The sequence below is a fragment of the Chromohalobacter israelensis DSM 3043 genome, assembly GCF_000055785.1.
GTDB classification, from domain to species: domain Bacteria; phylum Pseudomonadota; class Gammaproteobacteria; order Pseudomonadales; family Halomonadaceae; genus Chromohalobacter; species Chromohalobacter israelensis.
Map to the genome: position 1 here is coordinate 1,927,661 of NC_007963.1, position 23,904 is coordinate 1,951,564.

The window sequence follows — 23,904 nt, forward strand, 5'->3', positions numbered from 1 at the left end:
GAGGCGTACGCATGGAACATGGTTCATATCTTTCGGTGGTGCAGGGGAGCTTGTGATGTGCCCCTTGCTACCCATGAAACGGCGCTTGCCCAGGGCCCCCGCCGGCGACCCAGCCTTCGCGCCCCTGGAAGACCCTCGCATGTACTGGCCCGTGCAACGTGCCCGGCTGGAAAAGCTGGGCCGCGAGGGGCTGGAAAGTCTGCTCGGCGTGCCGGTCGAACGCGGGCTCATGCAGTTGTGGCGGCATGAGTTGCCAGGTGCTGCCTGGGTGGAACGTATCGGGCTGCCACGGCGTGCCGTGGAATGGCAGCTCGGGCAGGAGCTGGTGCTGCACGTCGACCCGTGCCGGTTGATTTGCGGCACCAACTGGAAGGGGTACCCGCATAAGCTGCGGCCTACGTCCTCGGCCTTCATCTGGGATGGCGAATGGGACCTGCGGCGCGGCGATCTGCGCCAGGGCTCTCGTGCGCGTTTCATCGCGGATCTCGCGGCCCACCGTGACGATCTCACCCGGTCCGACGCCTTTGCCACGTATATAGCCCGCCTGAAGGCTGGCAAGCCCTGGAAGTCGCATCAGCAAGGCATTCTGCTGGATAGCGAAACCCGCATCCTGACCTTCCTGCGCGTCTACCTGAGTTTCATGGACGACATGGCCGTGCGCGGCTTCGACTCCACCCGCGGCAAGGACATGCTGGGCGTCGCCGTCAGCCGCGATGGCACGCTGATCAAGATAAATCGCGGCCTGCATCGGCTGGCCATGGCGCAGCATCTGGGCCTGCCGAGCGTGCCTGTCGCGGTCAAGGCCGTGCATCGGCAGTGGTGGGAGCGCGTGACCCAAGGCGCGCGTGGCAAGCATGCCCTGGCGATGGTGAAGGAGAACCTCGCCGATTGTATTCCGGAAACAACGGTGTCTTAGCTTGGCGAGCGAGTGTATGACACTCCCGGTTACTGAATATCGAGTCGAAACATGCAGATCAATACGATAACTCTCCCCGAGGGCATGGCCCTGGAACGGCTCTCGAGCCCTCGCAGTAGCCTGGAAGAAGACGAAAAGCCCTTTTTCGATTCTCGGACCGTCTTTTACGACGTGTTCGTCGACAAGCAGGCCGGTTGCCTGGTGGCCGTGGGGCCGCCGGCACTGAACCTGGAAAGCTATTTGCAGCGGCTCGTGCTTCGGGTCAATGGCACCGCCACCCGGTTTCAATTCCACGAGTACGGCGAGTACAAGCTGTCGATCCTGAAGGCGCCCATCCCCGAGAGCGACGAGTACGATGTCGAGTTCGCGTTTCCGGATTTCACGCCGACGTTCAAGCTGACAGCCCTCGACTTACCGGAGCGCAAGCGTGTGCTGGCTGCCATCTCGAAGAACAACGATATCGAGTGGATAGTGTACTGGGTCGACTTCTACAAAAGCCGCTACGGCGTCGAGGATGTCTACATCTACGACAACGGAAGCGACAACGTCGTCGAACTTGAGCAGGCCCTGGCGGGCAAGGCCCATGTCATTCGCTGGAACTTCCCCTTCGGCCCGTCTCGCAAGACGGTGAACATGTTCGCCCAGGTCGGGGCGCTCAATCACTGCCTGCACCGTTTCGCCAAACACGGTGTGCTGTTCAATTTCGATATCGACGAGTTGCTGATCGCGGATCGCGCGGCCATCGATGCGCGTTTGCGGAAGAAGGGCGTCATCTATTTCAACAGCTTTCTCGTGCCGTACCGTAACCCCGGCAAGGCGCGGTTCACGCACGCTGACTTCCTTTATCGCTCGCCGCAGGTGAAGGAGACTGCGCGCAAGTTCGTGTGCCGGGCGGATGCCGTCGATGTGATCTCCTACCACAACACCTGGGCGTGGTGGCGCGTGCCGTTCCTGAACAAGCTGCGTCGCAACAAGCCGGAGAAGTTGCTGTTGGAGGATGGATACTTCCTGCACTTCATGGGGATCAGCCACAAGCAGGAGCCCGGTCTGCAGCGGTTCAAGGAAGAGTCGGCGGAAGGCCTCGTGTATGATGACGCGCATGTCATGACGCCGCAGATGACCCATTGAAGGGCGCTGACCGGTAGATGTGCCAGCTAGGCTTTAGTGAGCTGACGACATATGAGGGCGTGGCAGCCAAGGCGTTTCCCTTCTAGTACATCAACGCCTGGCAAAAGCTGCGACGCTTCCAGCTGCACGCCGAGGAGCTCGGCGCGTGGCTGCACGAGAAATATGTGATTTTTATAGGAATGCTGGGGTTTCTTGATGAGCGTGACGATTCAGCCGGTCGCTATCCCTGACGGGGTTGATATAGAAAGAGCCCCGAACGGTAAAGATCGTGTTTCTGAAGAGGAATTAAATTTTTTTGATAAGAAAACCGTTTTTTATGACCTCTTCACGGACCCAGCCAACGAAGATGCCCTGGTCGGCCTTGGGCCGCCGCTCCTTAACCTTGCGTCTCGCCTCGATGGGATGAAGCTGGTTATCGATGGTAAAAAGGTTCCTTATAAATGGCGTGACCATCCGGAACTCAAGCTGTCGGTTTTGAAGGCAAAAATGCCTTCGCGTCATTCCGGGCATGGCGCCAGGACTGTCGAGTTGCAGTTTAGCGACTTCTCGGTGTCGGTGAGTGTCGGGCAACGCGAAGAGCAAGGCAGGAAGGTCATAGCTGCGATATCCAAGGACAACAAGGTGCCGTGGATCTCTGAGTGGGTGGATCATTACAGAGAAAATTTCGATATCGATGATGTGTTCGTCTACGACAATGGCAGCAGAAACCGAGGCGAACTGAAAGAGGCCTTGAAAGGGCGGGCGCATGTCGTGGACTGGGATTTCCCGTATGGGCCACCGGGGAAGACCCATAATAAATTCGCCCAGGCAGGGGCGTTGAATCACTGTCTGACTCGCTTTGCAAGGCGTGGGGTTCTTTATAATTTCGATATCGACGAACTCTTGATATCCAATAAAGAAGCGATTGCGTCTGAGCTGGCTGGCAAGGGAGTGGTCTATTTCAATAGCTATAATGTTCCTTTCGTGAAGCCGGCATGTGAGACTTACACCCATAAAGATTTTTATTACCGCTTTCCGGAGCTCAAGACGACGGCGAGAAAGTTCGTTTGCAAGGAAGACAAGGTGGATGTCATCTCGCAGCACGCCACATGGAAGCGGTCTTCCATTTTTCTGGGCGGCCGGATGAGGCGAAACAAGCCGGATACTTGCGTCAGCCCATCCTCGTATTTTTTGCACTTCTTGGGTATCACCACGAATTGGCAGCCACGTTTGAACAAGCTCGAAGAAGTGAGCACGGAGGGGTTGGTGAGAGACGAAAGTCATATCCATATGATGCCCGGTGCGCAGAATGGGAATACGGAAGGCATGGCAAAGGGGCTGGTCGGTGAGCAGTGACCACACGTCGTTTCTTTTCGTGTCCGACCACCTGGGTGGCGGCGGCGCACCGATCTCCATCCTGAACCTGGCCAAGGCACTGGCGGGACGCGGCCATGAGATCACCATCGCCGTACTCAGCGACAAGGTATGGCATGACATACCCGAAGGCGTGACGGTCAAGACGCTTCCCTTCCAGTATGCGAATGCCTGGCAAAAGCTGCGGCGCTTTCGCTTGCACGCCGAGAAACTCGATGCCTGGTTGCGCGACGAGACGAGAACGTACGATGTCGTCATCGCGAACCTGTATTACGCGCATCGGGTCGTCACCGAGTCCTCGCTGGCGGCGCGGGCGTGGCTGTGCATTCGCACCGACCCCACGGAAGCCTTACTGGGCAAGCGCGGCTCGCGGGCCAGGGCGATACGCAAGATCCGCAGGCTGTACGGCGGCCGGCGGGTCATCGCCATTTCCCACGGCATCCTGGCATCGCTGGATGCCTACGGGGCGACGCCGGCCCATGGCGAGGTGATTCACAACATCATCGACGCGGACGACATCGAGCGTCGCATGCATCAGGACGTCGAGGTGAGCGACTATATCGTCAGCGTGGGGCGCCTGGGGCTGCGGCAGAAGCGCTATGACCGCCTGCTGCGCGCCTACAAGGCGAGCGGTATCGCCCAGAAACTGATCTTCGTCGGCGAGGGGGAGCTGGAAAACGCCCAGGCGCTGGTCCGTGAGCTGGGGCTCGAGTCGCGCGTGGTGTTCCTCGGCCAGAAGGCCAACCCCTATCCGTACATTCGTCACGCCGACCTGCTGGTGCTGGCCTCCGACTACGAGGGCTTCGGTCGCGTGATCGCGGAGTCGCTGATCTGCGGTACGCCGGTGGTGAGTACCGATTGTCCCTCGGGGCCGCGGGATATCCTGACGGGAGAACTGGCGAACTATCTGGTGGCCTGCGACGACGAAGCCGCCCTGGCCGAGAAGATCGCCAGCGCCGTCGCGGCACCGCCACGTATCGACCCGAGCCATTATCGGGGGTTCTCGCCGCGCGCCATCGCCGAGCGCTACGAGGCGCTGCCATGAGCTTTAGATAGGGCGCGATGCGTTGCCTTGAGTCCCAACAGGTCATTATCCAAAAGCCCCGGTTCGGGGCTTTTTTGATTTCACGGCGTCGTGTGCTTGTTGCGCCCCAGGGCCGCGCGTACGTACTTCGAGATGCCCCGCAATAGCCGCTTGCGGTCCCCGGTCTTCAGGGCGTGTTTCACGGTATCGGCGAGCAGCGGGAAGGAGATTCGGCAGCCGTTCTTAAACAGGACCTCGAGCTGCTTGTAGCGACGCACCGACAGCAACCGTTTCCGCTCCGCCGGGGACAATTGGCGCCGAAGTTCGGCTTCTTCCTCGTCGATGATCGCGTAGATGCGGTCGATCTCGTCGCACGCGAACCGCTTCTTGGAGAGCTGGAAGCCGGCATGCACTCGATAATGGAAGAGGGGCTGCGGTATTGAGCCGATGGCGGCGCCGTGAATGAGTGCCCGTGTCACCAGCATGAGGTCTTCCCGGTAGGCCAGCGCTTCGTTGAAGCCGCCTATCCGCTGGAAGAAAGCCCGTTCGATCATGATGGTGGGCGCATGCGGCGAGGGGTCGCCGAAGAGTACATCCTGGGCGCACGTCAGGGGCGGCTGGATGGCGCTTGGTGGTTGCGTCTCGCCGTCCGTGTCGAACCGGTCGAAGGAGCAGATGCTGATATCCAGCTTGTGGTCCAGCATGTGCTGCAACTGATGAGCGACCTTGTGCTCGTAATAGAGATCGTCATCGTCCAGAAAGGTGACGTACTCGCCCCGAGCCAGCTCGACGCCCCGGTTGCGCGTCGCGGAGACGCCGACATTGGCGGGGTTCGCCGAGTAGCGGATGCTGGGCCCCAGAAAGGGCGCGACCTGCTCGTGCGTCGCCAATTGGTTGGCGGAGCCTTCGCCGTTGTCGTCGACCAGTATCGTCTCGACCCGGGGATGCGTCTGAGCGATGACGCTGCGCAGTGCCGCTTCGATGAAATGGGAACGGCCATGCATGGGGATGATAACGGAGACAAGCGGCACATCGGTCATAGGAGAGGTGGGGGGCATAGGAGAGGCGGGCCGGTGATGTCGGTATGAAGCCGGATGGTAGCATGGCGGCTTCTCCGGTTTGTATGACGCCTGCCATTTTTCCGCCGGCCCGGCCGGCGCTCCGGACCAGCACCATCTGCCTCATCGCCACGACGCCTTGCCTCTACGACACGCCACTCGGGCCCGGTTCATCGGCGATGTACGCCCCCAGAATTTTGTAACGACAGTGATAGCTATATAGGGTGTGTGTTCATTGCGTGTCGAACGTCGATGCCGGCGATGGGGCTCGGCGCCTCGGCAACGCCTGATAATCTGACACACAACTTCAATATGATGGGGTGATCGAATTGAGCAACCAGCTACCGACCGGGCGCAGCGCCCTGATGTTCAGCACGGCCCTGGCCGCTTTGCTTCTGGCAGCGCCTTCCGTGTCGGCCAATGAGGCCGAGCAGGAAGCGTCGGCCAGCAAGCACGGACCGGAAACCATCGCCAACCAGTTCGTGTTCGGCTCCGGCAAGGAGTGCCCGCATGAGCCGTACTGCCTGCCCGCGCTCGAGGAAGAGTATGGCTTGCACTTCGCCGATTTCGTGGTCACCGACCCCGGGGGGCCGCGCACGCGCGAGGCGCTTCTGAACGGCGACATCCAGATTGGCGTGCTCTTCACTACCAACGGGTATCTCGCCACTGACCGCTTCGTCCTGCTGGAGGACGATCGTAACGCCCAGCCGGCGGAAAACGTCATTCCGGTGGCCCACCAGTCCATCGGCGACGCCTACCCCGAGCTCGGCGAGGTGCTCGATCCGCTCAGCGCCGTCCTGACGACCCCGGAGCTGGCCGAGATGAATCGACGCTTCGCGCTCGACGGGGTGGACGCGGAGACCATCGCCCGAGAGTGGCTCAAGGAGCACGGCGCGCCCGCGCCTGCGGAGAGTGCGCCGGAAAAAGAGGGCCCCACCATCGTGGTCGGCTCCGGTAACTTCGCCGAGAGCATCATCCTGGCGGAAATGTACCACCAGGCGCTCGACCAGGCGGGATATCCCACCCGGCATCGGCAGGAAATCGGCAACCGCGCCACCTATCTTCCCCTGCTCGAAAGTGGCGAGATCGACCTGTTCCCGGAATACACCGGCAGTCTGGGTGGCTGGCTGAACACGCTCGCCGACACGAGCGGGCAACCCCTGTCGGCATTGCTGCCCGAACATGACCTGGTGGGCTTCGAGCCAGCCCCTGCGCAAGACAAGAACGGCTTCGTGGTCACCGCCGAGACCGCACAGCGCTATGATCTCGAAAAGATCAGCGATCTGGCGAAGCCCGCTCCCTGAAGCCTGTTCTCTCCTGAAGTTCGTTCTCTAGAGGAATGCTGCATAAAGCCCGCCGCAGCGCACTAACGTCACGATAGGGCGTTGCGCTAGTAGCCACGTTCACCGACCATTGATCAACGCGGCGAGGCATGGCGCTCACTCAGGTAGTGAAAATACATTAGTAGTAGCGGATTTATTCGCGATAGTCCCTGTCCCAGGTGCCCGCAACGCGGTAAGCTTCCAGCATTGGGACAGGAGCACGTATGGCGAGTCACCCCCACCACCCTCACGACCACAGCTATAAGTTGCTGTTCTCACACCCTGAGATGGTGAGAGATCTATTGACCGGGTTCGTCAAGGAAGCCTGGGTGGAACAACTCGACTTCTCGACACTGGAGAAGGTCAGCGGCTCCTATATCACCGAAGATCTGCGAGATCGCGAGGACGACGTCATCTGGCGAGTGCGTTGGGGCGACGACTGGCTCTATGTTTATTTGCTGCTCGAGTTTCAGTCGAGCGTCGATAGATTCATGGCCGTGCGAGTCATGACCTACCTGGGGCTGCTCTATCAGGACTTGATTCGTCAGGAGGCCTTTACCCCCAATGGCAAGCTACCGCCAGTGTTGCCGATTGTGCTCTACAATGGGGAGAAGCGCTGGACGGCGGCACAAAACGTGGCGGACCTGGTCGAACAGGTACCCGGAGGGCTCGAACGTTATCGGCCGAACTTGGCCTACCTGCTTCTCGACGAAGGAGCGGTCATCAGCGATCCTGAGTGGTCGGATCACATGCGCAACGTGGCTGCTGCGCTCTTTCGATTGGAGCACAATCGCGACGAGCAAGACATGCTGGAGGTGCTGGGCACGCTGGTCGAGTGGCTCAAGGCGCCCGAGCAAACCGGGCTACGACGGGCCTTCGTGGTGTGGATACGCCGCGTACTGCTGCCCAACCGGGCGCCGGGGATGGAACTGCCCGAGTTCAACGAGTTGCAGGATCTACACGAGGTACACGACATGCTGGCAGAACGCATCAAGCAATGGCCTGAACGGTGGGAAGAGAAAGGCCGTCAGGAAGGCCGTCAAGAAGGGCGTAAAGAAGGGCGTCAGGAAGGCGAACAACGGGGCATCGAGAAGACCGCCCGCAACCTGATCAAGCTGGGTGTACTCAGTGATGAACAGATCGCCGAGGCCACGGGGCTGACGGTGGCCGAGGTGGAAGGGCTGCGCGAAGAAGACACGCAGTGATCGCGCGACGCTTGCGTTAACACAATCATGACTGAAGGCCCTCTCACAAGAGCACTCCGCAAGGCATCCCGCATTACTCGACCCCACCAATGATTACGTCTTCAAGCGGCGGTAGACCTGCGGGATCGCGCGCACCGAGATGGACGAACAACTGATTGCGGAGGTGACGGGGCTGGCCGTTTTCGTTTGCGGTCGCGACATGAGCGCGGCCATGCCTGATGGGCGAGACTTTTCATCTTTCCGGCGGGGGCGTGGAGCCGCATCATGGGGCATTGAATCCTGTCGCGGGAGCGTGTGTCTGTCATGTTCGAGCGTATTCTAGTGGTGTGCACCGGGAACATTTGCCGAAGCCCGGTGGCGGCGGCGTTGTTGCAGGCGCGCATGCCCGGCAAGTCGATTGCCACGGCCGGGCTGGGCGCTCGCGAGGGCGAGGGTGTCTCGCCGCGCGCGCGTGAACTGGCGGAGGCGGAAGGGCGCGATGTGGCGAATATCCTGTCGCGTCATGTGGCACGCCAGCTCGACAAGGTCATGCTCCGCGAGGCGGATATGGTGCTGGTCATGACCGAAGGCCAGCGGCGCGCGGTGGGCGAGATGCTGCCCGCCGCCCTGGGCAAGACCATGCTGTTCGGCCGCTGGCTCGACAACCCCGAGATCGGCGACCCCTACGGCAAGAGCGTCGAGGCGTATACCCACGTGCATGCGCAGTTGGTGAAAGCGGCGCGGGCGTGGGAAGGCAAGTTGTGATCTTGTAGTGAACAGAGCATGACACGTCAAAGCTGGCGGCCCCTTTCTGGGGCCGTTTGCGTTTCTGGGGCGGGCGTCGGTGCCAGCGTGGCGGTGACGGCGATGCCTGACACTGAGATACTGTCGTTTGCGTTCCGTCAGGCAACCGATCGGGCTGTGAGCAATGGATATCCCCCACCAGCGGCTAGTGTACTTCCAGGTAACGATCGAGGCGGGCTCGGTGCGTCAGGCGGCGGCGCGGCTGGACATTGCGCCGTCGGCGGTCAGTCGTCAGCTTTCCTTGATCGAGGAGGCGCTGGGCGCGCCGCTGCTGGAGCGCTCGCGGCAAGGCGTGGTGCCGACACCGGTGGGGGAGATGTTGCTGGATTACTGCCGCAAGCGCGCGGCACTCGACGATCGTTTCAGCGAGACGCTGGATGCCTACCAGCGGCTGGAAACCGGTCATCTCTCGCTGACGGTCGGGGAAGGCTTCGTCGGGGATCTGCTCGATACGCCGTTGCGCACCTTTACCGAGCGCTATCGTGGGGTGCGCCTGGATGTGAACACCGGCAGTACCAGCGACATCATCGAAGCGGTGGTCGAGGACGAGGCCCATATCGGCTTGATGTACCACGAGCGGCTGCATCCGCAACTGCGTTTCTGGCATTCCAGCCGTCAGCCGTTGGTGGCGTTGATGTCGCCCTCGCATCCCCTGGCGGCTGTCGAGAACGAACTGCCTCTCGCCACGCTCAGCGAGCATCCCATGGCGTTGTGGCGCACCGGCCACGGAGTGCGTCAGCTGGTCGACGAGGGCTTTCGCGAGGCGGGGCTGGGGCAGCACGTCACGATGCAGACCAACTCGCTTTCGGTGCTGCTGCATGCGGCCAGGTCGGAGCTCACCCTCACGCTGCTGCCGGCCTTCGCGGCCGCCCGGGAGCTGGAGGACGGGGCGCTGGTGGCGCGTGCCGTCGATTGCGAACGCTTTCGCCAGGCGCATGCGCACATCATCACCCGGGTGGGGCGGCGCATGCCGAAGGCGGGGCTGCAGCTGTTGCGCCACCTGGAGCGCTGGATGCGGGCGTTCAAATCAAGGCTAGTTTCGGGTTGAAAAGTGGACGCGCTCGGTCATACGGCGTTGCACAATGAACTTTCATGCGAGTCAAATTTGTCTTTGGGTCAATTATGGTTTTCTATACTAGCGGCAAGCGATAGGAGGGAAGTGCATGAGGAAGTGGATAGCCGTGCCCATTCTGGCCTGGGTGACCACCGCGGGTGCTCAGATGGGACCTGGGGACTGTCTGTCAGTTTCCATCAACTGGATGAACTACATCGGGCCACTAGGCGCCTCGAACATTTCGGATGAAAAACTCAGAGAAGCTAAACAAGCCCTTCTCGATGTTCGCCCCGACATGCCCGAGGATCTTGGCCGTGCGGTGGATCGACTGGTAGCCGCCAACGAAGAGTTGGCCGAGAACCCGAAGAGTTGGGAAGATCCGTCACACCCACTCAATACAGGTGAGTTCGAGGAAATATCCCTCATGTATGAGAAGGCTATACGTAAGGCCTGTCCTGAACCAGAGTGAACGCAGGCGACAGCACGCCCCGGCGGACCGGGGCTTCGGAGTGCCGCTGGCTGGGATAAAAATTAGCAACCTCGTCTATGCCCCACTGCCATAGCCCATGGCGACGCTGGCGGTGGGGGCGGTTTCCACCCAGACGCTCTGGGCAACGGTGTACTCCTTGAGTCCTTCCAGGCCGCTGGAGCGCCCGAAGCCGCTGTCGCCGAAGCCGCCGAACGGCGACATGACATTGATCGCCTTGTAGCTGTTGATCCATACCGTGCCCGCCCGCAAGCGCGCGGCGACGCGATGGGCGCGTGCCGGGTCCTGGGTCCAGACGGCGCCGGCCAGGCCGAAGCGCGTGGCATTGGCCAGGCGCACGGCGTCTTCTTCGCTGTCGAACGGCATGACCACCACCACCGGGCCGAACACTTCCTCCCGGGCGATCGCCATCTCTTCGGTGACATCCGCCAGCACCGTGGGCGCCAGGAAATAGCCCTCGGCGTCCGCCGGCAAATCCGCCGGGCGCTGGCCGCCACACAAGAGACGCGCGCCGTGCTGGCGGGCCGTGTCGATCATCGCGGTGATGTGCCGGTACTGCTTGGCGTTCTGTATCGGACCCATCTGGGTCGCCTCGTCGCTGGGCAGCCCCACGCGGATCTCGCTCGCGGCGCGTGCCAGCCGCTCGCAGACCACCTCGAACACCTCGCGCTGCACCAGCAGGCGCGATCCCGCGACACAACTCTGCCCGGCGGCGGCGAAGATCGCGGCCTGCGCGCCGGCCACGGCATCGTCGAGCCGGGCGTCGTCGAACACGATGTTGGCCGACTTGCCGCCCAGCTCCAGCACGCTGGGCACCAGACGCTCGGCGCCGGCCTGGGCGATGCGGCGGCCGCTTTCGGGGGAACCGACGAACACCAGCTTGCTGATGCCGTCATGCCCGGTGAGTGCCGCGCCCGTGGTGGGGCCGACGCCGTTGACGATGTTGATCAGCCCCTTGGGCAAACCGCTGCGCTCCAGCAGCATGGCGATGGCCACCGACGAGAAGGGCGTCATTTCCGAGGGCTTGAGCACGACCCCGTTGCCGGCGGCGATCGCCGGGGCCAGTTGCCAGGCGCAGGTGAACATGGGGGCGTTCCACGGGGTGATCTGACCCACCACGCCATAGGGCACATGACGCACATAGTTGAGGTGTGAGGTGGGAACCGGAATCACGTCGCCGTGCTGCTTGTCACACCAGCCGGCATAGTATTCGAACATCTCGCGGACCTTGTTTACCTCGCCCCGGCAGTCGCGAATGGGCTTGCCCGCGACCACGCTTTCCAACTGGGCGAGGGTCTCTTCGTGGCCGCGTAGCGCCCAGGCCGCCGTGGTCATGCGGCGGCCACGCTCGCTGGCCGTCAGCGACATCCATTCCTGCTGGGCGAGAGTGGCCGCTTCCACGGCGCTGGCCACCCGCTCGGCGCCGGCATCGCGATACTCGATCAGCGCCAATCCGGTCACGGGGTCGAGCAGTTCGATGCGTTCGCCCTGGCCGGGTGCGAGCTCCCCCCCGACCCAGTTGCTCAGGGGGGTATCAACATTCATGCCGGCCTGCATGCCCAGCGTGGCCAGCAGCTTGGTGAGGCGATCGACGGCCGTGGTGTTGAGGGCATTCATTGCGTTTCCTCCTGATTCGGGAAGGGGGCATCTGTCCGTGCCTGGGCCAGGATGGTGTCGGTGATGCGATTGAAGTCGGCCGCGTCGGGCAGGCCGGCGGAGTCGTCATGCCAGCGCGCCACGACCCGTTCCAGCAGTTCCAGCGGCAGCCCCATGTTGCTGGCGGCATCGCGTGCCAGGCGCAGGTCCTTGCGCATCAGGCCGGTGGTGAATCCCGAGTCGAAGGCGTCGGAGAGAATCCACTTGGGGAAGTTGACCTCGCTGACGGCACTGCGCCCGGAGCCGCTGTTCAACCCGGCCAGACAGGCGGCCGGGTCGACGCCGGCGCGGGCCGCCAGGGTCACGGCCTCGGCCGTGGTGAGCAGGTGGGCCGCGCAGAGATAATTGTTGGCCAGCTTGACCACATGGCCACTGCCCGCCGGGCCGACGTGGGTATGGCGCGCCGACATCGCCTCGAGCATGGGAGCGAGCCGTTCGATGGTGGCCGACTCGCCGCCCAGTAGCATGCCGAGGGCGCCGGACGCCGCGCCCGCCGGGCCACCGCTCACCGGCGCGTCGAGCCATTCGAGGCCAGCCTCGACCACCTTTCCGGCCAGCTCGCGGGTGACGGCCGGGTCGCTGGTCGAGGTATCGACGATGACGCTGCCCTTCGGGGCCCGCTGCAGGAGTCCGGGCGAGGTTTCGATGACCTCGCGGACATGGGCCGAGGTGGGCAGCGAGAGCAGGTAGACGTCAGCCTCGGGCAGGGCGTCCAGGCGCGTGACGGAAAGCCCGCGGGCCGCCAGGTTGTCCCGCGCCGCATCGGCGACGTCCGTCCCCGTGACGGTGAAACCGGCGGCATGCAGGGTCATCGCCATGTTGCCGCCCATCTGTCCTAAACCGATCACGACGATGTTCATGTCATCTGTGTTCATGCCAACTTTGTTCATGCCAGCTCCAGGTTTGTCGTTGTTGCGAATGGGGTGCTCGCGTCGTTGTTGCTTGCATAGTGGTCGTTCGCGCCGCCAGCGCCGAAAACCGGCATCGGGGCGCCGGGCCATGCCTCGGGAGTCACGGCAAATGGCATGGAAAAACGTGGTGTTCGCTGGGTATGGACGCCTCGTCAGGGCGCGTCTCGTTCACCGTTGTCGAGTAGTGTTCTCGCCAGCGCCGCCCAATACGCCACCCCGATGGGCGCCAGGGCATCGTTGAAGTCGTAATGCGGGTTGTGCAGCGACGCGCTGTCCTCGCCGTTGCCCAGCCAGATATAGGCGCCGGGGCGCTGCTGGAGCATGAAGGCGAAGTCCTCCGATGCCATGGAGGGCGGCAGGTCGCGATGCACCCGGTGAATGTCCGGCAGCGTCTCCAGCACCTCCGCACAGCGCGCGGCGTGCGCGGGGGTGTTGAAGGTGGCCGGGTAGCGCGATTGGTAGTCGATGTCGGCCTCCAGGCCATGGAAGGTGGCCATGGCCGCGATCGCCTGCCGAAAACGCGTTTCGAGGTGGTCGCGCAGCTCGGGGTCGAAACAGCGCACGGTGCCGCACAGCTCCACGGTTTCGGGCATGACGTTGTAGGCATCCCCGGCATGGAACTGGGTCACGCTCATCACGGCGGTCTGGTGCGCCGGGGTTTCCCGGCTGACGATGCCCTGCAGCTGATTGACCAGTTGGCAGGCCGCCAGTACCACATCCTTGCCCAGGTGTGGCATGGCGGCATGACAGCCGTGCCCCGTGAGCTTCACGCGGAAGACATCGAAGGCCGCCATGACCGCCGTGTCATGGACGGCGGCTTCGCCGACCGCCAGGCCCGGCCAGTTGTGCACGCCGTAGACGGCTTCCATCGGGAAACGCGTGAACAGGCCTTCCTCGACCATGACGCGTCCGCCGCCTTCGTTTTCTTCCGCCGGCTGGAAGATGAAGTACACCCGGCCGGCAAAGTCGGGCGCCTCGGCGAGGGCACAGGCCGCGCCCAGCAGCATGGTGGTATGGCCGTCGTGCCCGCAGGCGTGCATCTTGCCGGGCGTCGTCGAGGCATGAGGAACGTCGTTGGCTTCGAGCACGTCCAGGGCGTCGATATCGGCGCGCAGCCCGATGGCGCGCTCGCCGCCATGTCGACCGTCCACCCAGGCGACGACACCGGTGCCGCCGCCGAGGCCGGTGACCTTCTCGATACCGGCGTCCTCGAGAATCTCGACGATGCGCGCGCTGGTGTGATGTTCCTCGAACGCGGTCTCCGGCCGGCGATGAAACTCGTGGCGCCATTCGCGCAGCAATGTGGGGGTGACGGTCGTCATAAGGGCCTCCTTGTCTTCCTTCATGCCGTTACAAAAGCGCCTGGGCCACGACCGCCGAGCCAATGAAGGTGCCCGTGAACACCAGCAGTGACACGATGATCAGCTTCCAGCCCACCTGGCGGAACATGGTGAACTCGCGGGGCGAGAGCGCCAGGCCGGCATAGGCGAGTACCGGGGTCACGATGGCCAGGAAACTCACGGATTGAAGCTGCGCCACGATCCAGGCGTTGCCCGGGAACCAGGGCAGGGTCACGGCGATGCTGACCAGCGACACCCAGGCCACGCCGGGCAGGTAGAAGGGCGCGAAGCGCGTGATGAGCAGCCCCAGCATGGTCATGGCATACAGGATCACCATGCCCGGCAAGGCTTCCAGGAGGGAGCCACCGTTGATGGTGTTGCTGACCCAGGCCACCGCGCATACCACGGCCATCACGATGGCGGTCTGGCCGAGATGGCGCTCGGGGCGCTCTTCCGTGCTCGGGGGCGTGGCAAGGTCCGGCTCCACCGTTGCCTTGGCACCCGCGGATTGCGCCACGCGCCGGCCGGAACACCATTTGAAGATGCGCTCCGCCAGCGGCAGGGCGATGAACAGCGAGATATACAGGCCGGTGGCGTAGGTCAGCAGGTTGCTGGCGCCGGCGAAGGCCAGCAGCTCATCCCGCATGGCCGGCAAGGCCCCGGCGATGGCGCCCGAGCAGGCCGCTACCATGCTGCCGCTGCCCACGCCGCAGGCCATGGCCAGGGCGCGGGGATCGAAGATGTCGAGCGTCGTCAGATACCCGGCCATGAGGGCGAACCACAGGGTGCCGAACATGGTGCCCACGACATAGACGCCCATGACCCCGATGCCCTCGGGGCCCTTGAGCCCGTATTTGTCGGAGATGATGGCGATGTTGGGCTCGCGTGCGATGGAATAGGTCGCGCCGATGGCCTCGCGCCCCATCTTCAGAACGAGCACCGCGAACGGCATGGCGATCAGCATGGTGCCCAGGTTCCCCAGTTCCTGAAGGATCAGGGCGGGGCCTGCGCTGAGAATCTGTTCGATGGCCGGGCCGATCGTGGAGCCGAACCGGGCGATGAACGGCATGATCGACAGCAGGATGATCGGCGCCGCCGCCTCGCTCAGCTTCACCGGTACCACCCTCGAGGTCACCGAAAAGAGGTGAGGGTTGATCAGCAGGCCGATGATGAAGGCGTAGAACAGCGGCAACAGCAGCAAACTGCCGGGGCCGAGAGGGATCTTGATGATGCCGATGGCTTCCGAGATCAGGGAGGCCACCGCCACCAGGACGTGCAAGCGCCAGTCGAGGAGCAGGGAGAGTTTCATGGTGTTGTCCTGTTGTTGTAATAAAAGGCGTTTTAAAGCGACTGCAATGCCGGAAACGATGAACGGTCGCCAGGGCCGACTGTCCATCTCCGTCATCTGGAGTATCGAAGCGGGTAGTGTTCGAATAAAAGAAGAAAAGCGTTCTAAATAACAGATCATGCAAAGCGGCCCCTGTCGGGGCCGTTTGCGGTTCCGGGGTGGTCTAGCTTTCCGCCATGAAGTCGGTGGCGGGGGCGAAGGCGGCGAGGGCGTCGATGGTGGCGTTCTTGCGGTTGTCCTGGCCGGTCAGGCTGGCCTGGGGCGGGCGCTGGTCGGTATGTACCACGGGGGTGTCGGTGCGTGCGCCGGTGTTGTCGAAGCGGCAGTCGCTGAAGGTCAGGGTATTGCTCTCGGCGACGTGGAAGACCGCCGGGGCGGCGTCGAGGGTGATCATGCTGCCGTGCCGGGCGAGATCCTTGCGGAAATGGCAGCCTTCGAAGCGCACCAGGCGCCGCGCGTTCTGCTTGTCGACGTTGTGCAGGTAGAGCTGGCCGCCGCCGGGCGTGAAGTCGAACCGGCACTGGTGATAACGATGGCGGCGGGTGCTCTCGAACAGATCGAAACGCGGCGTGCCGTCGCCCAGGCGGCATTGGGCGACCTCCAGCGCGTCGAAGGCTTTGATCCAGCCGGCCTCGATATGGCAGTCGTGCAGTTCGACGCTCTCGGCGGGCACGTGGCTCAGTTCGGCATGGCTGTCGGCCAGCGAGAAGGCCAAGAGGTGCGACTGCCCGAGGAGTTTGATGCTGATGGGCGTGGTGTCCTGCCGGGCGAAGTGACGCAGATGCAGACGGCCCTTGAAGCCCCCGGCGGCGACCACCGAGGCGTAGGTGGTGCCGAGATGCGCTTGCCGGGTGGCGTCGAAGGTCTGCCAGACTTCCTCGAGCCGGGCGAGTTCGATGGTGCCGGCGCCTTCCAGGGCGTAGCTGCTGCCGCTGGCCTTCTCGCCGCGCAGGCGGGTGCCCAGGTGCTGGCCATCGAGGCGGCTGGCGTCGAGAGTCATCTCGATGCAGAAGCCCTTGTTCACCCCGCGTGCCTGGCAATGCGTGACCGTGTGACGTACGGGCACGTCGTGCAGGTCGCTAAGCAGGTAGCCGACTTCGGTATCCTCGGCGAGGCAGTCGCGCAGGGTGAAGTGCCCGCTGCCCAGGGTCGGCTCGCGGCCGGTGGTGGCCACGAAACCGTGATGCGTCGTATTGCGTGAGCGGCAGCGGCTGAAGGTGACCTGGTGGCTGTTCTCCGCCCAGTAACCGGCGTTGTACTCGGCATCGCCGTAGTCGACGCTGGCGTGGTGGCCGTGCTCGGCGAGGCAGTCGATGAAGTCGATGCGCTCGCTGAGCATGAAGGCGGGACTCTCGCCGTAGGTGTCCGTGACGAAGCCGATGCGAGTGAAGTCGCGGGCCTCGCAGCGCTCGACGAGGCCGTCGTGCGAGTCGACGATGAAGATACCATCGCCGAAGTTGCCCCGGGCGTGTTCTGTGCGCACGTTCTCGAGCTTGAAGCCGCGCGCTTCCACGCGCAGGCAGGCCACCGGCGAGCGGCGGCAGACGATGTCGCGCGCGGCGACGTCGCGGCCGCGCAGGTCCAGCGGCAGGCAGCCGGTGAAGGCATCGTAGTTGCGTGGTGTCCAGGTGCCGGGATCGGCGCTGACATTGCCATCCAGGGTCATGCCTTCGATCGAGGCGCCATCGTGGATCTCCACCAGGCTACCCAGCTCATGCCCGGTGTAGCGCAGCGTGGTGTGCGCGGGGCCAGCGCCGCTGACGGCGATGCCGCTGAAGGCCAGCCCGGTACCGGAGGTGGCGTAATCCCCGGCGGGAAAGGTGACCGCCAGGCGGCGGTCGGTGGCGGCCTTGGCCAGCCGTGCCAGGGCGGGGTACTGGTCGCTACCGTCGCCCATGGCGCCGAACATGGCGGGGGTCAGGGTCGAGCCGACCCGTCTGACGAAGCGTCCCTCGGCCTCGTCCGAGGCGCCGTCGGCGGCGATGCTCAGCCCGCCGTCTGCCGGCTGCCGCGAATGGGCCGCCCACTGGAAACTGCCTCCCCCCAGCCCCTGCGTCGTCAGGTAATAACCGGTCACCTCGACGCGCTGGCCGTCGGCGAGCCGTGCCGTTTCCAGGCGCTGCATGGCGTCGATGGAATCCACCTGAATCGGCGGGGCATTGTAGCCGGACGCCGCATCGTCGTGCTTGCCTTCCTGGCGTGTCGCTTCCTCGGATGACATGCCCCGCTGAGACGCACGCTGGCCGTCGGCATGGCCGGGCAAGACGCCGGCCACGCCCAGAAAGGCACCGCCCTGCAAAAGATTCACTAACAGCTTTCGCCGCCTGGCATCCATGGTGTTTCCTTCGTCGTTTTCCTTTCCACGTTGCGTTTCCCTTCCAAATCACCGTTATCCTATATAACGCCTGTCCGATTCATAAGTTGAAAATCCCCATGGTTTCGAATGAGTTTGCGTCTAAATGGTGTCATGAGTTAGCTGGTCATGAGTCTCCATGAATTGAGTTATTGTATTGATGTGGCGCGCTGATGCTTTTGTGTGACTGGCCGTTTTAATGCGCTTTCATCACTGTAAAAGTCAAAATAATCCTTCACCGTTAGTGATGAAAACCGTCTGGATACACGGAGAGACACTTTGTAGCTTGTCTGGCAAATACCCGACTCTCTAGCGCCTCTTTTCATGGCGTCTCGGGGTCATCGAAAGGTGGCGTCAGATATGTTCGACAAGCATAAAGTGTTCGACCAGCTGGATCGTTCCGCGTGGGTGGGCAGCGAGTCGTTATTGACGTCTCGGGAAGCGCCCGAGGCGTTTTACGAACGTCGACATTCGCGGTGGTACGAGCAATGCCTGATGGGCATGCCGTGTCAGTGGCTGATCGGTCTGCCCGTGGTATTGGCGGTCCCGGCACTGGTGACGCATGGCGTGGGCTTCTGGCGGGCGATGCCGCCTGCCCTGGAAACGACGCTCTGGGCCATCGCGGTGGCCTTCGCGGTATCGCTGTTCGTGTTGCAGCGCTTGACCCGATTTCCCGGCACGCAGGCCTCGGTGTACGTGCTGCCGGTGGTGACGGTGGTCTACGCCCTGGTGCTGGCCGTGCTGATGAATGCCTATGCGTATCAGGTACCGGTCTTCCTGGGCGGTTATGCGGTCAGCGTGCTGTGGTTCTTCGCCGGGTATGCCTGGTTGCGGCGCTTTCAACGACCCTTGCTGGCGGTGGTCCCGGTGGGCGAGGCCAAGCGCCTGAGCCAGGCGGAAGGCGTCGATCTCACCCTGCTGTCATCCCCCAACCTGAATGGCCTGCGCGTGGACGGCGTGGTGGCGGATCTGCATAGCTTCTCGCCGTTGCCGGGCGAGGTGCTGCAGCCCGCCGACGAGTTGCGCCAGCGCGATAACGCGAGCTCGGTGTCGGCCCAGAATGCCCAGTGGGCACGTTTTCTCACCAAGTGCACCTTGCATGGCATTCCCGTCTATCAGATCAAGCAGCTCGACGAGTCGCATACCGGGCGCGTGCACCTCGATCATCTGGCGGAGACCGAGTTCACCGCGTTGACGCCGTCGCCGCTGTACAGCCTGCTCAAGCGAGGCATGGATCTGGCCGGTGCACTGCTGCTACTGCCGCTATTGGCACCGATCATGCTCGCCACGGCGTGGGCGATTCGCCGCGACAGCCCGGGGCCGGCGTTGTTCGTGCAGTGGCGAATGGGCCATCGCGGCCGGCCGTTTCGCATCTACAAGTTCCGCAGCATGTACAGCGACCAGCGCGGCAAGGGCTTCACCTCCGGCGACGACGACCCGCGCATCACGCCGGTGGGGAGGGTGATCCGCAAGTACCGCCTGGACGAGCTACCGCAACTGCTCAACGTGCTCAAGGGCGACATGAGTTTCATCGGCCCGCGCCCGGAGTCCATGGACCTCTCCATGTGGTACGAGAAGGACGTCCCATTCTTCAGTTATCGCCATGTCGTCAAGCCCGGGATCTCGGGCTGGGCGCAGGTGGAGCAGGGCTATGCCGCCGAGGTCGATGGCATGACCGTGAAGCTGCAGTACGACTTCTACTACATCAAGCATTTCTCGCTATGGCTCGACCTGCTGATCGTGTTCCGCACCTTGAAGACGATCGGCACCGGTTTCGGCGCTCGCTGAGCGAACGCTCGGCGCGCTCGGTGGGGGCGCCGCCTCCGTTTTCCGACGGGGGCGTGCTTGCGTTTCTCTTTTTTCTCGTCGTCGCGCATCGGTATGGCCGTAGCGACAGTTCGTTATAACGAAACCTTGAAACCGTAGGGACGATAAGCATGAGTTTTCTCACCCCTCGAAAGGTTAAAGCGATCAGTCAAAGGCGGGACTGAGCGACGAGTAAAAACCAATGTAAGCAGTGTGTAAATTCAGACTATACAAAGTTACACAGTGCATAGAATGAATTTCAGGAAACACGCAATCGCTTTCCGGGAAATGCCTCTTCCAAATAGGTAAAGACCGCAAATGCAGCGTGAGTTTCTCGCGGTGAGTCTTGATGGATTTCGAGAGCTCGCCGTGCTGGAACGTTTCGAAAAGATGTTTTTACGACGAGAAGCGTTTCGGCAGTAAGGGTTTTGGCAACAAGCGTTTCGAAAGAAGCGTTTTTCGAAAAGCGTTTTGAAAGGATGAGCGTTTTTCCTGCAATAACGTATTCAAGGGAATGCGTTTTACAACGAAAGACGTTTCGACAATTGACGGTTATGGCCCAGGAGATTCGGTGTCGCTCCAGGGCGGTAGCGTGGCCAAAACAATTATCTGATCACATTGAGTGAGGGAAACGGCATGACTTTACGCCGCAACGAGTCTCGTTCGGGATGGAGAAAGCCACTGCTGGGGCTTTCTTTCATGGTGGCGCTCTCGGGCTGTGCGTTCGCACCCGGTGGGCATATCGATTATGACACGCAGGGGGAGGACCTTTCCGAGAACATCGAGGTCAAGCCGATCACGCCGAGCCTGGTCAAGACGATGGCGGCGAGCGGGGATGAGCTGCGCGAGTCGCTGTTCGAGTATGCCGAGAATGCCGAGCCGCAGATGGAGGATCTCGATTACGACTACATGATCGGGCGCGGGGACGTGCTGGCGGTCGTCGTGTATGACCATCCCGAACTGACGATTCCCGCCGGTAGCGAACGCAGTGCGGAAGAGTCGGGCAACGTGGTGCACTCGGACGGCACCATCTTCTATCCCTACATCGGTACGGTGGATGTCGCTGGACGCACCGTGCGCGATGTCCGCAGCGAGATTCAGCGCCGCCTCGAAGGCTACATCGCTCAGCCTCAGGTGGACGTGAAGGTCGCCGCCTTCAATGCGCAGAAGGCGTACGTCACCGGCCAGGTCGAACGTGCCGGTGCCCAGCCGATCACCAACATTCCGCTCACCGTGCTGGATGCCTTGAGCAACGTGGGGGGGCTGACCCAGGGCGGCGACTGGCATGACGTCGTGCTCACGCGTGACGGCCAGGAGATCCACCTGTCGGTGTACGACATGCTGGTCAACGGCAATCTCGAACAGAACCTGTTGCTCCAGGATGGCGACGTGCTGCATGTGCCGGTGGTCGGCAACCAGCAGGTCTACGTGATGGGCGAGGTCAATACGCCGACCGCGGTACCGATGCCGAACGAGCGTCTGTCGTTGACCAACGCCTTAGCCCAGGCCGGCGGCATCAACGAGAACAGCGCCGATGCCTCGGGGATCTTCGTGATTCGCCGCAATCACGATGTCGAAAGCGACACCTTCGCCACCGTCTACCAGCTCAACGCCAAGAACGCGATCTCCTTCGTGCTGGGGTCGGAATTCATTCTGCAGCCCACCGATGTGGTGTATGTCACCGCCGCGCCGATTGCCCGCTGGAACCGCGTCATCAGCCAGATCCTGCCCAGCGTGACGGCGATCTACCAGCTGACGCAGGCCACGCGTGACATTCAGGACATCGACGATAACTAGTAAGCCGTCATTGTCTCGAGGCCGCCGCCGTCCGCCGCCAGGCGCCGGGGGCGGCCCTCGATACCCACATTCTCATGGAGTGGGAATTCTATGAATCTCAATGTACCTGCCCCACAAACCAGCAAGACCGACAACGACATGGAGCTGGGACGCATCCTGGGCCTGTTGTTCGACGCCAAGGGACTGGTAATCAGTCTGATCGTGCTGTTCGCACTCGTGGGGGCGGCGTATGCCTTCTTCGCGACGCCTATCTTTCGGGCCGACTCACTGGTCCAGGTGGAAACCAAGACCCCCAAGAATCCACTCGCGGATGCCACGGCGTCCGCCATGATGCCGCAGTTGCCGCCCTCGCGCGCGGAAATGGAAATCATGAAATCGCGCATGGTGCTGGGCCGCGCGGTGGATCTGCTCAACCTCGACATCCGCGTCGAGCCGGTGCGCGTGCCGGTCATCGGCGGGTTCCTGCAGCGCCACCAGATCGCCGCACCCGCGTTCGCCCAGGACTGGGGCTACGCCTGGGGCGACGACCATATCGAACTCGCCGGCATGCCGGTGGCCGGTGAGTATCTGGGCAAGACCTTCACTCTCGAAGTGCTCGACGAGACCCGCTATGCCTTGCATTACCGGGGCGAACGCCTGGGCGAGGGCAGCGTCGGCGAGGAAGCGAGTTTCCTCGGTGGTGCGGTAGGCGTTGAAGTCGAGTCGATCGCGGCGGCACCGGGTGCGACCTTCAAGTTGACCCACGCCCAGCGCGTGGTGGCTGTCGACCAATTGCGCGACAACTTCGGCGTCGCCGAGCAAGGCAATGGCACGGGCATCATCTCCTGGAGCCTGACCGATCCATCGCCGGCTCTGGCCGAGCGGGTGCTGGCCACCATCGGCGATATCTACGTCACCCAGAACATTCAGCGTCAGTCCGAGGAGGCGCGCAAGAGCCTGGAATTCTTGAGCAAGCAGGTGCCGGAGGTGCGTGGCGAACTCGCCGGGGCCGAGCAGCAGCTCAATGCCTACCGCTCCGAGCACGACAGCGTGGATATTTCCATGGAGACCAAGTCGGTGCTCGACCGCGTGGTCAACCTGGAAAGCCAGCTCAACGAGCTCGAATTCTCCGAGGCCGAGATCTCGCGGCGCTTCACGCCCAGCCACCCGACCTACGCGGCCCTGCTGGAGAAGAAGGCACAGCTCAAGAGGGAGCTCAACACGTTGGAAGAGCGCATCAACGGCATGCCGGAAACCCAGCAGGAAGTGCTGCGCATGCAGCGCGATGTTTCGGTCAATCAGGCGATCTACGTGCAGCTGCGCAACAAGGTGCAGGAAATGCAGATCGCCGAGGCCAGCACGGTGGGCAACGTTCGGGTGCTGGACGACTCCGAGTCGTTCCCGCGTCCGGTCTCGCCCAACAAGATCATGATCATCGCCCTGGCGACCATACTGGGCGCGGCCTTCGCAGTGGCAGTGGTGATGCTGCGCGCGATGTTCAACCGCGGTCTGGAAAGCCCCGACCAGCTCGAACAACTGGGCTTGCCGGTCTACGCCATCGTGCCCAAGTCCGACGATCAGAACCGGCTCAGCCGCCGCATTCGTCGCGGCGGGCGCTCGCAGAGCGTGCCGGCGGGGCTTTTGGCCTGGCATCGTCCGCTGGATGTCTCCATCGAGGCGCTGCGCAGCCTGCGTACCAGCCTGCACTTCGCGATGCTGGACAGCACGGACAACCGCTTGATGATCACCGGCCCCAGTCCGGCGGTGGGCAAGAGCTTCATCACCGCCAACCTGGCGGCGGTATGCGCCCAGAACGGCCAGCGCGTGCTGGTGATCGACGGCGACATGCGCAAGGGCCAGATGCACAAGATCTTCAAGGGCCCCTCCGAGGATGGCCTGAGCGAGATTCTCGCCGGCCGCCATACGCTGGAAGAAATGGTGCGCCCGGTGGAAAGCATCGAGGGACTCGAGTACCTGGCGCGCGGGGTGGTACCGCCGAATGCCTCGGAACTGCTGGCCTCAGAGCGCTTCACCGAGCTCCTGGCCAAGGCCAGCGAGCGCTATGACCTGGTGATCGTCGATTCGCCGCCGGTGCTGGCGGTGACGGATGCCACGGTCATCGGCAAGCGCGTGGGCACGACGCTGATGGTGGCACGCTTCCAGCTCAATCCGCCCAAGGAAATCGAGCTGGCGATGCGGCGGCTGGATACCGGCGGGGTACGCGTCAAGGGCGCGATCCTCAACGGCCTGGAGCGCAAGGCGGCCACGGCGTACACCTATGGTTACTACAACTATTCCTACCGCTAATCCTTTCCTGATGCTGACCTTGCGTTCCGCCGAGCGGCCCTTGGGGGCCGTGAGGCATGCGAGACGCGTTCGAGGAG

18 protein-coding genes are annotated in these 23,904 nt (G+C 62.8%); 12 read left to right on the forward strand and 6 right to left on the reverse strand.

Annotated elements, in window-relative coordinates:
* The first annotated feature begins 55 nt into the window (after window positions 1-55).
* From CSAL_RS08600 to CSAL_RS08615, 4 genes are all read left to right on the forward strand, one after another.
* Window positions 56-916, forward strand: coding sequence for a hypothetical protein (locus CSAL_RS08600; protein ID WP_011506994.1), 861 nt, complete (start codon window positions 56-58; stop codon window positions 914-916).
* A gap of 51 nt (window positions 917-967) precedes the next feature.
* Entirely contained in the window at window positions 968-2,044 is a 1,077-nt protein-coding gene (locus tag CSAL_RS08605; protein ID WP_011506995.1) for a glycosyltransferase family 92 protein, read from the forward strand.
* 195 nt (window positions 2,045-2,239) lie between these two features.
* On the forward strand, window positions 2,240-3,379 hold the full coding sequence (locus tag CSAL_RS08610) for a glycosyltransferase family 92 protein (RefSeq protein WP_011506996.1): 1,140 nt from the start codon (window positions 2,240-2,242) through the stop codon (window positions 3,377-3,379).
* Complete coding sequence (locus CSAL_RS08615; protein ID WP_011506997.1) at window positions 3,369-4,442, forward strand: glycosyltransferase; 1,074 nt, start codon at window positions 3,369-3,371, stop codon at window positions 4,440-4,442. The genes CSAL_RS08610 and CSAL_RS08615 overlap by 11 nt, the downstream gene beginning before the upstream one ends.
* Before the next feature lie 80 nt (window positions 4,443-4,522).
* On the opposite strand, the gene CSAL_RS16950 is transcribed toward CSAL_RS08615, so the two are convergent.
* Window positions 4,523-5,479: a glycosyltransferase family 2 protein gene (locus tag CSAL_RS16950; protein ID WP_011506998.1), complete on the reverse strand. Its 957-nt coding sequence runs from the start codon at window positions 5,477-5,479 to the stop codon at window positions 4,523-4,525.
* A gap of 329 nt (window positions 5,480-5,808) precedes the next feature.
* Here CSAL_RS16950 and CSAL_RS08625 point away from each other — a divergent pair, with 329 nt between their 5' ends.
* The 5 genes from CSAL_RS08625 to CSAL_RS08645 all read left to right on the forward strand — a co-directional run bounded on the left by CSAL_RS08625 (window position 5,809) and on the right by CSAL_RS08645 (window position 10,312).
* Window positions 5,809-6,783: a glycine betaine ABC transporter substrate-binding protein gene (locus CSAL_RS08625; protein ID WP_011506999.1), complete on the forward strand. Its 975-nt coding sequence runs from the start codon at window positions 5,809-5,811 to the stop codon at window positions 6,781-6,783.
* A 242-nt stretch (window positions 6,784-7,025) separates the two neighbouring features.
* On the forward strand, window positions 7,026-8,006 hold the full coding sequence (locus tag CSAL_RS08630) for an Rpn family recombination-promoting nuclease/putative transposase (protein WP_011507000.1): 981 nt from the start codon (window positions 7,026-7,028) through the stop codon (window positions 8,004-8,006).
* Between the two features lie 303 nt (window positions 8,007-8,309).
* Window positions 8,310-8,750 (forward strand): low molecular weight protein-tyrosine-phosphatase, encoded by a 441-nt coding sequence (locus tag CSAL_RS08635; protein ID WP_011507001.1) that lies wholly within the window; start codon window positions 8,310-8,312, stop codon window positions 8,748-8,750.
* A gap of 163 nt (window positions 8,751-8,913) precedes the next feature.
* The gene (locus CSAL_RS08640; protein WP_011507002.1) at window positions 8,914-9,837 is read left to right on the forward strand and encodes a LysR family transcriptional regulator; all 924 of its coding nucleotides are present in this window, start codon (window positions 8,914-8,916) and stop codon (window positions 9,835-9,837) included.
* Window positions 9,838-9,952: 115 nt separating this feature from the next.
* Window positions 9,953-10,312 carry a hypothetical protein gene (locus CSAL_RS08645; RefSeq protein WP_011507003.1) on the forward strand — a complete coding sequence of 120 codons (360 nt, stop codon included), beginning with the start codon at window positions 9,953-9,955 and terminating at the stop codon, window positions 10,310-10,312.
* 75 nt (window positions 10,313-10,387) lie between these two features.
* Here CSAL_RS08645 and CSAL_RS08650 read toward each other — a convergent pair whose 3' ends face one another.
* From CSAL_RS08650 to CSAL_RS08670, 5 genes are all read right to left on the reverse strand, one after another.
* The gene (locus CSAL_RS08650; RefSeq protein ID WP_011507004.1) at window positions 10,388-11,947 is read right to left on the reverse strand and encodes an aldehyde dehydrogenase family protein; all 1,560 of its coding nucleotides are present in this window, start codon (window positions 11,945-11,947) and stop codon (window positions 10,388-10,390) included.
* Window positions 11,944-12,861 (reverse strand): NAD(P)-dependent oxidoreductase, encoded by a 918-nt coding sequence (locus CSAL_RS08655; protein ID WP_148266816.1) that lies wholly within the window; start codon window positions 12,859-12,861, stop codon window positions 11,944-11,946. The genes CSAL_RS08650 and CSAL_RS08655 overlap by 4 nt, the downstream gene beginning before the upstream one ends.
* Window positions 12,862-13,049: 188 nt before the next feature.
* On the reverse strand, window positions 13,050-14,219 hold the full coding sequence (locus CSAL_RS08660; RefSeq protein ID WP_011507006.1) for a M20 aminoacylase family protein: 1,170 nt from the start codon (window positions 14,217-14,219) through the stop codon (window positions 13,050-13,052).
* Window positions 14,220-14,247: 28 nt separating this feature from the next.
* Window positions 14,248-15,546: a DUF3100 domain-containing protein gene (locus tag CSAL_RS17725; protein ID WP_043558253.1), complete on the reverse strand. Its 1,299-nt coding sequence runs from the start codon at window positions 15,544-15,546 to the stop codon at window positions 14,248-14,250.
* A 202-nt stretch (window positions 15,547-15,748) separates the two neighbouring features.
* Complete coding sequence (locus CSAL_RS08670) at window positions 15,749-17,893, reverse strand: right-handed parallel beta-helix repeat-containing protein (protein WP_148266817.1); 2,145 nt, start codon at window positions 17,891-17,893, stop codon at window positions 15,749-15,751.
* A 405-nt stretch (window positions 17,894-18,298) separates the two neighbouring features.
* Between CSAL_RS08670 and CSAL_RS08675 the strand changes: the two genes are divergently transcribed.
* From CSAL_RS08675 to CSAL_RS08685, 3 genes are all read left to right on the forward strand, one after another.
* Window positions 18,299-19,726, forward strand: a complete 1,428-nt coding sequence (locus tag CSAL_RS08675; protein ID WP_011507009.1) for an exopolysaccharide biosynthesis polyprenyl glycosylphosphotransferase — start codon at window positions 18,299-18,301, stop codon at window positions 19,724-19,726.
* A 654-nt stretch (window positions 19,727-20,380) separates the two neighbouring features.
* A complete protein-coding gene (locus tag CSAL_RS08680; protein WP_011507010.1) occupies window positions 20,381-21,541 on the forward strand; it encodes a polysaccharide export protein in 1,161 nt (386 codons plus the stop codon).
* A 90-nt stretch (window positions 21,542-21,631) separates the two neighbouring features.
* Window positions 21,632-23,827: a polysaccharide biosynthesis tyrosine autokinase gene (locus CSAL_RS08685; RefSeq protein WP_011507011.1), complete on the forward strand. Its 2,196-nt coding sequence runs from the start codon at window positions 21,632-21,634 to the stop codon at window positions 23,825-23,827.
* Window positions 23,828-23,904: the final 77 nt, after the last annotated feature.